The organism is Paenibacillus sp. FSL H3-0286 (assembly GCF_045040705.1).
Taxonomy (GTDB): Bacteria; Bacillota; Bacilli; order Paenibacillales; family Paenibacillaceae; genus Paenibacillus_AQ; species Paenibacillus_AQ odorifer.
Map to the genome: position 1 here is coordinate 1,311,663 of NZ_CP150285.1, position 12,301 is coordinate 1,323,963.

Below are 12,301 nucleotides of genomic sequence, written 5' to 3' on the forward strand. Positions count from 1 at the left end.
CCATGCTTAGCGTACAGGGGATCAATGTATATTATGGGGCTATTCATGCCTTGAAGGATTTAAGTATGAATGTAAAAAAAGGCGAGATTGTAACTCTAATCGGCGCAAATGGAGCAGGCAAGTCCACGTTGCTTAAGACGCTTTCGGGACTGCTGAAACCCAAAACAGGCAGTATAGATTTCATGGATAAATCTATTACGAATCAGAGTGTTCAGTCTATTGTAAAAAAGGGGCTTATTCATTGTCCGGAGGGCAGGCGTGTATTTGCTAATATGTCTGTGGAAGAAAATCTGGAGCTAGGAGCTTTTTTACAAGATTCGGGCAGCTTAGCTGCTGATTTTGCCAAGGTCTACTCCACCTTCCCGCGTCTTTTAGAAAGAAAAAAACAGCTTGCTGGCACATTATCCGGCGGGGAGCAGCAGATGCTTGCTATGGGGCGCGCGATGATGGGGCATCCCAAGCTTTTATTATTAGATGAACCCTCGATGGGGCTTGCTCCATTACTCGTTCAGGATATTTTTCGGATCATCCAGGAAGTAAATGCCTCTGGAACAACAGTGCTTCTTGTAGAACAAAATGCCCATCAGGCGCTTAAAATTGCTCATCGGGCTTACGTTCTTGAGACGGGCAGAGTGGTGCTTGAGGGAGATGCCAAGGAATTGGCAGATTCGGAAGAGATCAGAATGGCTTATCTGGGACATTAATTCATCGGCTAGTTCACAACAGCATCACAGAAAGAACCTATAAAATATTTATTTTGGGAGGCTGGAAGAGGATGAAGAAAATCGGGGCCATATTGCTGACTGCATTGCTGGCTGGTGGATTGCTGGCAGGCTGTGGGAACAAGACAGACAACACTACTGCTGAAGGTGGGAATGCTGGTGGAGGGACCATCAAGATTGGAGCAGACCTTGAGCTTACAGGCGGCCAGGCTTCCTTCGGTGATTCTGCACTCAAAGGGGCAAAGCTGGCGGTAAAAGAAATTAATGACGCAGGTGGAATACTCGGCAAAAAACTTGAGCTGATTGAAGCGGATAATGCTTCCAAGTCGGAAGAGGCGACACGCGCAGCGCAAAAGCTGATTACTACCAATAAAGTTGTAGCTATTATAGGTGCAACTACATCTACGAATACACTCGGGATTGTTCCCGTTGCTCAAGAAAAAGGCATCCCGCTGGTTAGCTCCTCAGCCACCAATCCCAAAGTAACAGTTGATGAACGTACTGGAGATTTGAACGAATGGGTATTCCGGGCCTCTTTTATTGATCCTTTCCAAGGTGAAGTAATGGCTAACTTTGCTAAGGATACACTTAAAGCGAAGACGGCTGTTATTTATACGGATGCTTCAAGCGATTATTCCAAAGGGCTGCAGACCTTCTTTAAAGCAACGTTTACTAAGAACGGAGGCTCAATCTTAAGCGAAGAATCCTATCAACAAAAAGATTCTGATTTTAAAGCCGTATTAACACGTATTAAAGAAGCTAATCCCGATGTTATTTATCTTCCAGGCTATTATGAGGAGGTCGGAAAAATCGTAAAGCAAGCTCGCGAAATGGGGATCACCGTTCCGTTTATGGGCGGGGATGGCTGGGATTCACCTCAGCTGGCTGAGATTGCCGGAGCGGATGCCCTAAACAATACGTTTATGTCCAATCACTATTCACCTGAAGATAGCTCGCCAGAAGTAAAATCGTTCGTAGATGCCTTCAAGGCTGCTAACGGTGATCTTGTTCCAGATGGGATGGCTGCGCTTGGATATGATGCTGTGAAACTAGTGGCAGACGCGATTACACGTGCGGATTCCACAGAACCTGAGAAGCTGAAGGATGCACTGGCGGGGACAAAGGATTTACAACTGGCCACGGGTAAAATCACAATGAATGAAACGCATGACCCGGTAAAAGCAGCTGTGGTGCTAAAGTTTGTAGATGGGGTACAAACCTTTGAGGCAAAAGTAAATCCATAAGCGTTGTGATTAGAGGCGCGTACCTTTATTGGTGCGCGTTTCTTTTAGTTTAAACTTTTTTTTAAAAAAGGCTTGTCAAAATTCTTATGGTTTGATATACTCATTTTTGTTGTGACGAGAAAATAACTTGTAAAGCATGGCCCGTTGGTCAAGGGGTTAAGACACCTCCCTTTCACGGAGGTAACATGGGTTCGAATCCCATACGGGTCATATTATGCGGTAGTGGTGGAATGGCAGACACGCTATCTTGAGGGGGTAGTGGGTGTATACCCGTGGAGGTTCGAGTCCTCTCTACCGCATACAAATAAAAAGTAAGAAACCCTTTGTTCGCAGAGGATTTCTTACTTTTTTTTATAAGATTAGAAGTGAAATTCAGTGACGTCAGGTCATCTCTTAAAAGCCCCAGCATACTGGGGATAGAGCTGTCTTATGCAGTCTGGGCAGATATCATGAGTGAATTGCAAAGAAAGCTGATGCTTTAAGAAATGTTCAATGGTGATCCATTCATCCTTAGGATTACGAATACATTTACAGGAAGCACAGATTGGGATTAGCTCAAAAGATGATGGTAAGGTTGAACGGAGGTTTATGATCTCCGGATGAAGAGGTTGCTCTTTATAGGGGCCCACATCATATAGTGAAATTATAAAAGTGGCTTCTGGGTGCGGATCTGAGAGAAATGGGTAGATCTCCAAACGGAAGATTCGTTTCCCTTTATTAGCGGTTTGTATGGAGAATTCGGAAGTATAAACCTGATGCTCTCTGCGGAGTATATATTTCACTGATTCATAAAGCTTGGCCCATTGATCGGGATCGACAATCACATCTTGCATGAGCTCTGAGTAATACGCGCCAATCCATTTCTTATTAGTAGAAAGACCATATTCATGACTAAAGGCCTTCCACCTGCTGTTGGTGAACTGGATAATCCCATGACTGTTGATTACCACCGCATTGTGCGGTAAAGCTTCAAGTGAATGGATAATGGAAGATGATAAGCATTTTGACAAAAGTCACCGCTCCCTCCTAGAGATCATTCAGGATGATAAGTTAACAAAGGGGGCCAGACGGTATTCTACAGATACTTGTCACCTGAGTCGCCTCTTATCGTCACTCCAGCCATATGATATAATCGGATAATACATAACAATACTAATTATATACTTTTTTACGTTATTTTGCAATAGGCAATTACGTAAATAAGTAATTTATTTTTAGATGGAGGGCGATTCACCGATGCAGACCATATACGAACGTATAGAATACCTGATTAAGCAGAAAGGTTTGACCAAAAAATCATTCTGTGAGCAGTTAAATATCAGCACAGGTAATATGGGAGATTGGAAGCGGGGAAAGACTACTCCAGGAACACATAAGCTGATTGAGATCGGTGATTTTTTTCATGTTAGTCTGGACTGGCTCATTCTCGGCAAAGATACACCGGATACTGTACGAGAGAGCGGCGTAGACTATGATTTGAGTGATGTTCAGCTATCGGAAAGCCGAGTAGATGAATTACTTCCAGCAGAAAAGAATTTTATCAAGGAATATATAGCTTTTGCTGAATATCGTAAACAGAAAATGGTCGACGAAGAATCTTAAAATCTGCATCTTTACTTTTGAGAAAAGTACATTTATAATAATGAATGTTGACCTCAAACAAATTTATGTTCTATGTTTTACACACCGCGCGGTAGTGGTGGAATGGCAGACACGCTATCTTGAGGGGGTAGTGGGTGTATACCCGTGGAGGTTCGAGTCCTCTCTACCGCATACAGAATGAAGAAAGAGGCCTTGCGATGCAAGGCTTCTTTTTTTGTTCAATCCTCAATCACACAACCTACTTCTTTACAAGCGGCACGCATAGATTGGCTTCGAATCCTTCATCATCCGGACCGGACTTTTCCGTGTATTGGATGTAAAAGACTCCATCAGGGTTGAACTTATAACCGGAATCCGGCAGCCATTCATTATATATATAATTCCAGGTATGTTGAAAAGCCAACTGAGGGAATCCGTTAGCAGTAAATATAGCATAGGTAGACGCAGGAAGTTTCTTATGAACAAGGCCTTCAGGGATACAATCTAACTGCTCGACTTCAACACAAAGGAAAAAATCAATATCCCATGCGGTATGCTCCCACAGTTTAGGCACGGATGTACGGTTCTGAAATAGACCGAGATAACAACCGCTGCTTTGAACTTTTGTGGGTATAGTATCAAATTTTGTATCAATATCCAGCTCGCCAAAAACATATTCCCAAAGATTCGCGTATGGCTCCCCGGATGAGTTTACATTTGCCCAGCCAATAACATTTAGTTCGGGTATATCAAGCAGTTGAACAGTCACCGATTGTCCCTCCCAGCAAAAATATTTCAACAATATTATAAAATATTCCAAGAGATTAAAGGGTGCTGATATATAGCGATATTATGACGTTCTTTCTAGTTAAAAAGGATACTTTACCGCATAACAACAGGGGGCTGTGTGATGTGGTGAGTATCCTTTTTCTAATGAATTATTTCAAAAGCTTGGAGATATCGGATTCGATCTGCTGTGGAGTGGTTTTAGGAGCAAACCGTTTTAGAACACGGCCATCTTGGTCAACCAGAAACTTCGTAAAGTTCCATTTCACGCTTTTTGAGCCTAAGACACCAGGGGCTTCTTTGGATAAGTATTTGAATAATGGATGTGCTTCATCGCCTTTTACGTCAATCTTCTCGAACATAGGGAAGGTTACCCCATAATTAATCTCGCAGTATTCCGCAATTTCATCACTTTCGCCAGGCTCTTGTCCAGCAAATTGATTGCTTGGAAATCCTAAAACTTCGAACCCGCGGTCCTTGAATTTCTCGTACACTTCCTGAAGACCTTTATACTGGGGAGTAAATCCACATTTGCTGGCAGTATTCACAACCAGGAGTACTTTACCCTTGTACTTTGACAATGATTCCTCTTCACCCTTAAGAGTGTTGACCTCAAAATCATAAATACTCATGGATGACACCTCCATAGCTAATTTAAGTTTTTAACAATTTAATTGTACACTATTTATGGTCTGGAGCCAAATAAGAAAGTATTATGAATCATTCCTCATCATCGTTTCAAATCATACCTGTTGTTTAAAGTATAAAGTATGAGCATGACCAATACAGCTTGATGAAGGAGAAGATGACTCATGAAAGCATTATACACAGCAACTACAACAGTCCATGGCGGTCGTGAAGGCTCCATTGAATCCTCGGATGGCGTGTTAAAGCATAATCTAAGCATGCCTAAAGAGCTTGGAGGGCCGGGAGGTTCCGGTACCAATCCAGAGCAACTATTCTCGGCTGGTTATGGAGCGTGTTACGAGAGTGCACTAGCGAATATCGCCCGTAAAGAGGGCGTGAAACTCCATGACGTGGAGGTAACTTGTAATGTGTCCATTGGGAAGGATGACAGCGATGGAGGCTTTAGACTTGCTGTGAGAATGGATGTGAAGCTGCCAGGGATTGAACACGACAAAGCAGAGGAACTGGCGAAGAAGGCTCACGAATTCTGTCCTTACTCCAAAGCAACCAGAGGTAATATAGAGGTTGAATTAAAGATTGTCGATTAAATGTATCTGTATATATTTTATGGAAATAATGGCTAAATAGAGACGTAAATCATAAAAGAGTAATAAATAGCTGCCGTGTTAGGCGTCTTTGGTTGACATCACCCTTAAAATTCTTTAATATGTCTAAGTATCTGAGAATGTGCCTGCGTGTGCAATTTACAACCAAAAATTTAAATAATGGGTGATGAAGATGTCTTACAGACCGAATATTACGAATGTGACCAAAGCCAGCAGCAACGATAAGGAAGGATTGTACGAGTTCATTATCAAGCTTGCTGATGGAACGGAGTGCCGCGCGTTTTATCATCGGTTTCCGGAATGGAAAATGACGAACATCAGCCGCCTGCTTAAAACTCCATGTCCAATTTGCCGCAAAGATTTCATCTGCAAATGCATGGAGGCATTCACTGCTGATTTCGAAGGGCAAATGATCGGGGATCAATGGATTGAGAAAGCAATCGCAGAATAATTAAAGAACGGCACTTGATGGCGCGGGAGGTTATCCCGCGTTTTTGTTTACCCAAAAAAGCAGAAATTTACGCCTTTAAGACGGAGGGGGAGCCATGAACGAGGAACTGAACCTTATGAAAGATAAGTCTATCGTGTTGATAGACGGAGTGTGTCATCTTTGCCAGGGGGTAGTTCGTTTCATTATCCCGCGTGACCCCGACGCTAAATTTCTATTCGCACCATTACAGAATGAGATTGCGGCAAAGCTAATGAAAGAGTCCGGACTTCAGCCTGGACAATTAAACACAGTGATTTTACTGGAGAACGGAGTGTATTATACAGAGTCGGCCGCTGTGCTAAGAATTGCCCGTAAATTGAGATTTCCTTGGCCTGCCGCATACGTGTTCATCTTAGTACCACGCCCATTGCGCAATGCCCTTTATCGGTATGTAGCCAAGAACCGCTATCGTTGGTTCGGACGTGATGAGCAGTGTATGCTCCCTACCCCAGAGATCAAACGGAGATTTTTGTAATCCATAATTTGGGAGAATGTTATAATGAAACTATAAATGGGTATAGTTTTTTCATATTATGACTAGGGGTGAACGAATAGTGAAACGGAAAGGGCTTCTGTTTTTTATAGTCATGTTATTATCTTTAAGTATGATCGGTACGGCCTCAGCTGCCCCCAAGCTTCGCATTATGGTGAACAATTCAAGTGTGGATGTTGGTGTGCAAATCGTGTCGGGGAAGACGTTGGTTCCGCTGAAGGCTTTTGAAAGATTCAAGAATACTTCTATTCAATGGGATGCCAATACCAAGCAAGCTACGATTGCTAGAGATTCTATGAAGATTAAGCTTACGGTTGGCTCACGGACGGCTTGGAAGAACTCGGATGCTGTACAACTGGATGTATCGGCCAAAATAGTGGATGGAAGAGTAGCGGTACCCCTGCGGTTTATTGCGGAGGCTCTTGGAGCGAGAGTAACAGTAGATGCTGCTACGAATACAGTCTGGGTTCAGGAACGGGCCAATGCTAAACTTGTGCAGAATTATAATAGTAATGACTTAGTTGTTTCCCGCATAGCTGCTCTGCAATTCCCGGTTGAAGAAAGAGAACCCTCCAAATTGACGGGTGATAATGAAGCATTGTCAATGACGTATTATTTTCCTGAAGGCAGATCTGATGGTTATTTTATATTGTATGGACATTTCGTAAAGTATTATGAGATCAAGGATAATATTGTAAAAGTAGTTTGGGAAGCTGATCTGGATATGTCCAAAGAGGCTACAAATAAAGATTTTACCGCGATATTCGGTTACCCAGTTGCGAAGGAATATGGTAAAGCACCTGTTCTAGCTCCATCCTATGCCTCTTTTTATACGAGTGTTTGGGGAAGTCAGATTATTTATGGAATGGTTAATGCGGATGGAACTACTAAAGTTTCAGGACAGTCTCTGTACTGGGGGAATAATGAACCTTTTGTCGTAGCTATTCCCGGAGAGACTAAGCTTTAAGCAATATACAAGTCATATAAATATGGAGATGAATGATGAACAAGGGGAAGCCTAAAGGTTTTATGCGTTTTGATTGGCCTTATCATTTTGTAACTATGCCGCTAGCGCTGATTATATTTGTGTGGTCGGGAATTTATGTCGTTCAGGTGTTACGTGATGATGGTGCTTTAACAGTGCCCTTGCTATTATTTGGTTTATCTCTATGCCTGTTATTTGCGATTACTCGAATTCGAATTTATGCCACAAAAAATCAGGATCGAGTAGTGAGGGTGGAGGAGCAGTTCCGGTATTTCCGATTGACAGGCGAAGCATTAAATCCAAAGCTTGAATTAGCTCAGATTATTGCACTTCGGTATGCAGGAGATGAAGAGTTTCCGGCACTATGTCAGCGGGCGGTGAAGGAAAAGCTTAGTCCTGCCGATATCCGGTCTGCCATCAAGAATTGGCGTGAAGATACGATGAGAGTCTAAAAACCACTTGATGTGCGAAAAAACTTATTGCTGCCTTCTTATATATATGCTACTATAGCTGTAAATTAAAGGGATAGTAACGGAAGCACCGTTCAATGTACCGTATCCACGGTTATTGTCGGTGCTTTTTTGCTGTCTTTTTTTTGACAATATTTATAAATTTCTTGCGAAAGGAGAGAGGTTTTATGGCGGCAAGGATTGTACTCGCAGTGCGTGAAAGCCAATATATCGAACCATTGCTACACTATCTTCATCATAGTGAGTATGGAGAAATGCTGCGAATCACGGCTTTTAGTCGGCTGGATGCTTTTATCGATTTTATGAGGGGAGAGGATATGCCGGATGCTGTTGTAGGTGACGTTACTTTTATCGAGGCTTGGCTTGTGGAGGGAAGAACTAAGGTGCCTTGGGCAGTTTTGAGTGAGGAGGGAGCTTATCTTAGCAGGAGTTCTAAAAGCCTGGCTGGAGGCATCATGATTGCGAAATATCAGGCACTGCCTTCTCTGCTGGGAGCATTTATTCAACTATGTGAAGTGAAACGAGCTAGAGGTTCCTCTGTATTAGATGAAACGCTGCTGCTCGGTATCGTCTCCTCAAGCGGGAACACGGGCAAAACCACAGTAGCTATGAATATGGCTAAGCAGCTAGGTGAATTGGGGCTTTCGGTCTTTTATTTGAATCTTGAAAGTGTGGACAGCAGTGGATTATTTTTACGGCCCCCTGCAGGAAATACGCCTGGACTAGAGCGGCTCCTTTATGAAATCAAAGCCAGCCGGGATAAGGGCGGAGCCGATACGATTGATTTGGGGCAATACGTGATTAGGTATGATCACCTTCGAAGTGCTGCTTTTAGGCCAATTATTAATGTAAAAGAAATGCTGCAGATGACTACGCAGGATACGCTAGATTTGTTGGCGCTGTTGGTTGCGGAAAGAAATTTTGACGTAGTTATAATAGATACCGGCAGTATTGAAGAAGAACGTGCCAAAGCTGTGTTACATAAATGCGGAATTCTATTGTGGGTAGTTAGAAATGACGAGGTAAGCATTCATAAGACCATGAGATGGCTATCCCATTGCAATGCTCCTAATTCTGGTATGCCCAGCCAAGTGATGGACAAAAGTAGATTTGCCGTGAATTTTGCCGCAGAGGGTTTAGAGGTGTGGGCACCTCCGGAAGGAATTACCGTTGAAGGTGTACTTCCGTATATCCCATCTTGGACGCTGCAGCACCGTGAGGAGCTTTTTCTGAACTCACCACAATTCCAAAAGGAGATCTTACAGCTGTGCAAGCAGATTATAGAACCGTCGCTTCCGCAAGTATTCACTGGTAAGGGTTTACATGAATGAGGAAATGTTTAAGGCACTTCGCAGTGACATCCGGGCAGGATTAGATGTTACTTCTGCAGTTGGAAATCGTGAACTCACCCAATATATTGAAAGGACAATTTTGGACAGCGAAAATCTGCGTTATTTAACAGCACAGGAGAAACATGAGCTCGTGAAGAGATTGTTCGATTCTTTTCGAGGATTGGATGTACTCCAGCCCTTAGTGGATAATCCGGCGATCACTGAGATTATGATTAACAGCCATACTGAGATTTTTGTAGAAGAGGAGGGGCAGATTCGTCGTCTCCATTTGGAATTTGAGTCCAGCAGCAGGTTGGAGGATATTATCCAAACGGTTGTATCCGGTGTGAACCGGGTTGTAAATGACTCTTCTCCTATCGTTGACGCTCGGCTAAAAGACGGATCGCGTGTAAATATCGTGCTTCCGCCGGTAGCTCTGAAAGGCCCGGCGATGACCATTCGGAAATTTCCTGAAACACCGATGACGATGCAGGATTTAGTCCGTCGTGAAGCTTTAAGCTTGGAAGCCGCAGAGTTGCTGCAAATTTTAGTGGCTGCTAAATACAATATTTTTATTAGTGGCGGGACAGGCTCTGGAAAGACTACTTTTCTTAATGCATTATCTCAGTATATCCCCCCACAGGAGAGGGTCATTACGATAGAGGATTCCGCTGAACTGCAGATTGTAACCGTGCCGAACCTTGTTTCACTGGAGACCAGGAATGCTAACACGGAAGGTAGAGGGGAGATTTCCATCCGAGATTTGATTCGTTCTTCTCTGCGAATGCGCCCTAACCGGATTGTTGTGGGGGAGGTACGGGGAGCGGAATGTCTCGATATGCTGCAGGCTATGAACACCGGACACGATGGAAGCTTGTCTTCCGGCCATAGTAACAGCGCACACGATATGGTCAGCCGACTGGAGACGATGGTGCTAAGTGCTGCGGAGCTTCCGGTAGCTGTTGTTCGCCAGCAAATTTCATCCGCAATTGATATCTTCGTACACTTATCACGTCTCCGTGATCGTTCCAGGCGGGTGATGGAAATCAGTGAGGTTGCGGGGTTGAAAGACGGGGAAGTGATCTTGAATCCCTTATATGAATTTCAAGAAGCTGGTGAACGAGAGGGAAGGGTGCAAGGGGGGCTGCTTCCCTGTGGTAACCCATTGTTGCATACAACGAAGCTTAGGATGGCTGGTGTAAACTCCTATCCATTGGCTCAATAGAGATTCAAAATTCCAGAAGGGGGGAGGTCATGCTTAAGTTTAAATTTGTTGCTGCAAAGCCTGTAGAAGCGGATCCTGACGGTCCTTCGTTATTACCAGATTATAAGGTATACGAATTGACCTTGCTGCAGAGGATTCTGACCCTTACTGCAGGTGGACTGCTGATGTATGGAATTGGATATCTTTTTTATCATCATTGGCTGCTGTCGTTGCTGCTTATGCCTGGCGGAGCTTATGCCCCGCATATGCTGCGTAACTATCTACTGAAAAGACGTCGAAATGCACTGAATTTACAATTTAAGCAGACGTTATTTTCGCTGTCTTCCTCCCTTTCAGCTGGGCGTTCGGTGGAGAATGCATTCCGAGAGGCGGTTCAGGATTTACGTATGCTCGACCCGGAGGGAAGCAGTGATATGATCTCCGAGTTAAACATTATCTGTGCACGCATGGAATATGGACAGCCTGTGGAAGAAGCGCTGCGGAACTTTAGTGAAAGAGCGGGAATGGAGGACATCGAGCGATTCGCGGATGTGTTCTCGGTCTGTAAGCGTACTGGTGGTGATCTTGTAGAAGTGGTGCGCCGTACATCAACGATTATCGGTGAGAAGCTGGATATTCAGCAGGATATTGCTGTAAGTATTGCTCAGAAGAAATTTGAGGCTAAGGCACTGCTTATAGCTCCGCTGATCATGGTGATGTTTATGAGTTTGACGGCTGGAGAATATATGGAGCCAATGTATACAGGAGCGGGTATAGCCATATCGACATTAGCGCTTGTTGCTTTATTCCTATGTTATCTCTGGACTACTAAAATAATGGACATTCCACTGTGAAGGGGGTGAAATCATGCGCTGGCTATGTGCGGTGGTTACTGTTATTTTGCTGATAGTCTGGGTTCTACTGCGAATTCAATGCGGCAACAGATATGTCGCGTTACGCAGTCTTCCTATGGAAGGATTACGGCTTCGGAAGTTAGGCGAACCGTTATTACTGCTTATTGAGAAGAGTGGTATCGCCAGTCGGTTTCCCTCACTGTTGTTCAGAATTCAGCGTTCTCTACAGCGCAGTTATGGGATGCGTTATAGCGCAGAGCGGACCCTGCTGTTCATGGGTGAGATGCTAAGTTACAGCTGGCTGTTGCTTGTAGGTGGAAGCTTGATTACAGCATTTAGTGGCGAACAGGCAGGTATGATATTGGGTGTGTTTTTGGCAATTGCTCTACCAACCGCTATGGTCAGTGATCTGCACAAAAAGGTGAGAGTTAGGGAGCAGAATATTATGCTCGAATTGCCAGAGCTGCTGAACAGTATTGTGTTGTTGGTTGGCGCAGGAGAGACCGTGCAACGAGCTATTATTCGCTGTGTGGAAAGCCACCGGGGGGATACGAATCATCCTCTGTATAAGGAGCTAATGACTATGACTAGTGAATGGGAGGGCGGATATTCTTTCCAGCAGGCGTTTGAAAATTTCAGCAAGAGATGCGCTGTGCAGGAGGTATCGGTATTCACAACGACAGTTTTGCTGAACTATCGCAGAGGTGGAGCGGATTTTGTGCTATCGCTACGTGATCTGTCGCGGATGTTGTGGGATAAACGAAAGGCTCTTAGCCGGACGCGCGGAGAGCAAGCATCCTCTAAATTAGTTTTTCCGATGGTAGTTATCTTTTTAATAGTAATTGTACTGGTGGGAACGCCAGCATTTTTGATGTTAAAAATGTAGGA

General features: G+C 43.9%; 15 protein-coding genes and 3 tRNA genes. 15 read left to right on the plus strand and 3 right to left on the minus strand.

Annotation, left to right across the window (positions count from 1 at the left end; genetic code table 11):
* Positions 1-2 precede the first annotated feature (2 nt).
* The 4 genes from MHB37_RS05690 to MHB37_RS05705 all read left to right on the plus strand — a co-directional run bounded on the left by MHB37_RS05690 (position 3) and on the right by MHB37_RS05705 (position 2,265).
* Entirely contained in the window at positions 3-704 is a 702-nt protein-coding gene (locus MHB37_RS05690; RefSeq protein ID WP_340977316.1) for an ABC transporter ATP-binding protein, read from the plus strand.
* Between the two features lie 71 nt (positions 705-775).
* Positions 776-1,966 carry an ABC transporter substrate-binding protein gene (locus tag MHB37_RS05695; RefSeq protein WP_076099058.1) on the plus strand — a complete coding sequence of 397 codons (1,191 nt, stop codon included), beginning with the start codon at positions 776-778 and terminating at the stop codon, positions 1,964-1,966.
* 138 nt (positions 1,967-2,104) lie between these two features.
* Positions 2,105-2,176, plus strand: a tRNA-Glu gene (locus MHB37_RS05700).
* A 6-nt stretch (positions 2,177-2,182) separates the two neighbouring features.
* A tRNA-Leu gene (locus MHB37_RS05705) sits at positions 2,183-2,265 on the plus strand.
* A gap of 87 nt (positions 2,266-2,352) precedes the next feature.
* On the opposite strand, the gene MHB37_RS05710 is transcribed toward MHB37_RS05705, so the two are convergent.
* Entirely contained in the window at positions 2,353-2,976 is a 624-nt protein-coding gene (locus MHB37_RS05710) for a hypothetical protein (protein WP_405169030.1), read from the minus strand.
* A 226-nt stretch (positions 2,977-3,202) separates the two neighbouring features.
* Between MHB37_RS05710 and MHB37_RS05715 the strand changes: the two genes are divergently transcribed.
* Together MHB37_RS05715 and MHB37_RS05720 are read left to right on the plus strand one after the other, a co-directional pair.
* On the plus strand, positions 3,203-3,568 hold the full coding sequence (locus MHB37_RS05715; protein WP_036681672.1) for a helix-turn-helix domain-containing protein: 366 nt from the start codon (positions 3,203-3,205) through the stop codon (positions 3,566-3,568).
* Between the two features lie 88 nt (positions 3,569-3,656).
* Positions 3,657-3,739, plus strand: a tRNA-Leu gene (locus MHB37_RS05720).
* A 67-nt stretch (positions 3,740-3,806) separates the two neighbouring features.
* Here MHB37_RS05720 and MHB37_RS05725 read toward each other — a convergent pair.
* Both MHB37_RS05725 and MHB37_RS05730 read right to left on the minus strand, forming a co-directional pair.
* Positions 3,807-4,316 carry a GyrI-like domain-containing protein gene (locus MHB37_RS05725; RefSeq protein ID WP_076099056.1) on the minus strand — a complete coding sequence of 170 codons (510 nt, stop codon included), beginning with the start codon at positions 4,314-4,316 and terminating at the stop codon, positions 3,807-3,809.
* 169 nt (positions 4,317-4,485) lie between these two features.
* Positions 4,486-4,965, minus strand: coding sequence for a glutathione peroxidase (locus tag MHB37_RS05730; RefSeq protein WP_038569095.1), 480 nt, complete (start codon positions 4,963-4,965; stop codon positions 4,486-4,488).
* 180 nt (positions 4,966-5,145) lie between these two features.
* On the opposite strand from MHB37_RS05730, the gene MHB37_RS05735 reads away from it, so the two are divergent.
* From MHB37_RS05735 to MHB37_RS05775, 9 genes are all read left to right on the plus strand, one after another.
* A complete protein-coding gene (locus tag MHB37_RS05735) occupies positions 5,146-5,568 on the plus strand; it encodes an organic hydroperoxide resistance protein (protein WP_036681676.1) in 423 nt (140 codons plus the stop codon).
* A 190-nt stretch (positions 5,569-5,758) separates the two neighbouring features.
* Positions 5,759-6,037 carry a hypothetical protein gene (locus MHB37_RS05740; protein ID WP_036681678.1) on the plus strand — a complete coding sequence of 93 codons (279 nt, stop codon included), beginning with the start codon at positions 5,759-5,761 and terminating at the stop codon, positions 6,035-6,037.
* Between the two features lie 94 nt (positions 6,038-6,131).
* Positions 6,132-6,551 (plus strand): thiol-disulfide oxidoreductase DCC family protein, encoded by a 420-nt coding sequence (locus MHB37_RS05745; protein WP_076099055.1) that lies wholly within the window; start codon positions 6,132-6,134, stop codon positions 6,549-6,551.
* 79 nt (positions 6,552-6,630) lie between these two features.
* Positions 6,631-7,536 (plus strand): copper amine oxidase N-terminal domain-containing protein, encoded by a 906-nt coding sequence (locus MHB37_RS05750; protein WP_076099054.1) that lies wholly within the window; start codon positions 6,631-6,633, stop codon positions 7,534-7,536.
* A 32-nt stretch (positions 7,537-7,568) separates the two neighbouring features.
* Positions 7,569-8,006, plus strand: coding sequence for a DUF6526 family protein (locus MHB37_RS05755; protein WP_256716522.1), 438 nt, complete (start codon positions 7,569-7,571; stop codon positions 8,004-8,006).
* A gap of 185 nt (positions 8,007-8,191) precedes the next feature.
* The gene (locus MHB37_RS05760; RefSeq protein ID WP_076185824.1) at positions 8,192-9,355 is read left to right on the plus strand and encodes a hypothetical protein; all 1,164 of its coding nucleotides are present in this window, start codon (positions 8,192-8,194) and stop codon (positions 9,353-9,355) included.
* Complete coding sequence (locus tag MHB37_RS05765) at positions 9,348-10,580, plus strand: CpaF family protein (RefSeq protein ID WP_076099051.1); 1,233 nt, start codon at positions 9,348-9,350, stop codon at positions 10,578-10,580. Before MHB37_RS05760 ends, MHB37_RS05765 begins: the two co-directional genes overlap by 8 nt.
* Positions 10,581-10,609: 29 nt before the next feature.
* Positions 10,610-11,413 (plus strand): type II secretion system F family protein, encoded by an 804-nt coding sequence (locus tag MHB37_RS05770; protein WP_076099050.1) that lies wholly within the window; start codon positions 10,610-10,612, stop codon positions 11,411-11,413.
* A gap of 10 nt (positions 11,414-11,423) precedes the next feature.
* On the plus strand, positions 11,424-12,299 hold the full coding sequence (locus tag MHB37_RS05775) for a type II secretion system F family protein (protein ID WP_076099049.1): 876 nt from the start codon (positions 11,424-11,426) through the stop codon (positions 12,297-12,299).
* Positions 12,300-12,301 lie beyond the last annotated feature (2 nt).

What these genes read in the sequence shown, in the direction of transcription:
- MHB37_RS05755 (WP_256716522.1), top strand. Translation starts at nt 7,569, where the DNA reads ATGATGAACAAGGGGAAGCCTAAAGGTTTTATGCGTTTTGATTGGCCT.
- MHB37_RS05730 (WP_038569095.1), bottom strand. Translation starts at nt 4,965, where the DNA reads ATGAGTATTTATGATTTTGAGGTCAACACTCTTAAGGGTGAAGAGGAA.
- MHB37_RS05770 (WP_076099050.1), top strand. Translation starts at nt 10,610, where the DNA reads ATGCTTAAGTTTAAATTTGTTGCTGCAAAGCCTGTAGAAGCGGATCCT.
- MHB37_RS05695 (WP_076099058.1), top strand. Translation starts at nt 776, where the DNA reads ATGAAGAAAATCGGGGCCATATTGCTGACTGCATTGCTGGCTGGTGGA.
- MHB37_RS05740 (WP_036681678.1), top strand. Translation starts at nt 5,759, where the DNA reads ATGTCTTACAGACCGAATATTACGAATGTGACCAAAGCCAGCAGCAAC.
- MHB37_RS05745 (WP_076099055.1), top strand. Translation starts at nt 6,132, where the DNA reads ATGAACGAGGAACTGAACCTTATGAAAGATAAGTCTATCGTGTTGATA.
- MHB37_RS05760 (WP_076185824.1), top strand. Translation starts at nt 8,192, where the DNA reads ATGGCGGCAAGGATTGTACTCGCAGTGCGTGAAAGCCAATATATCGAA.
- MHB37_RS05715 (WP_036681672.1), top strand. Translation starts at nt 3,203, where the DNA reads ATGCAGACCATATACGAACGTATAGAATACCTGATTAAGCAGAAAGGT.
- MHB37_RS05690 (WP_340977316.1), top strand. Translation starts at nt 3, where the DNA reads ATGCTTAGCGTACAGGGGATCAATGTATATTATGGGGCTATTCATGCC.
- MHB37_RS05735 (WP_036681676.1), top strand. Translation starts at nt 5,146, where the DNA reads ATGAAAGCATTATACACAGCAACTACAACAGTCCATGGCGGTCGTGAA.
- MHB37_RS05765 (WP_076099051.1), top strand. Translation starts at nt 9,348, where the DNA reads ATGAATGAGGAAATGTTTAAGGCACTTCGCAGTGACATCCGGGCAGGA.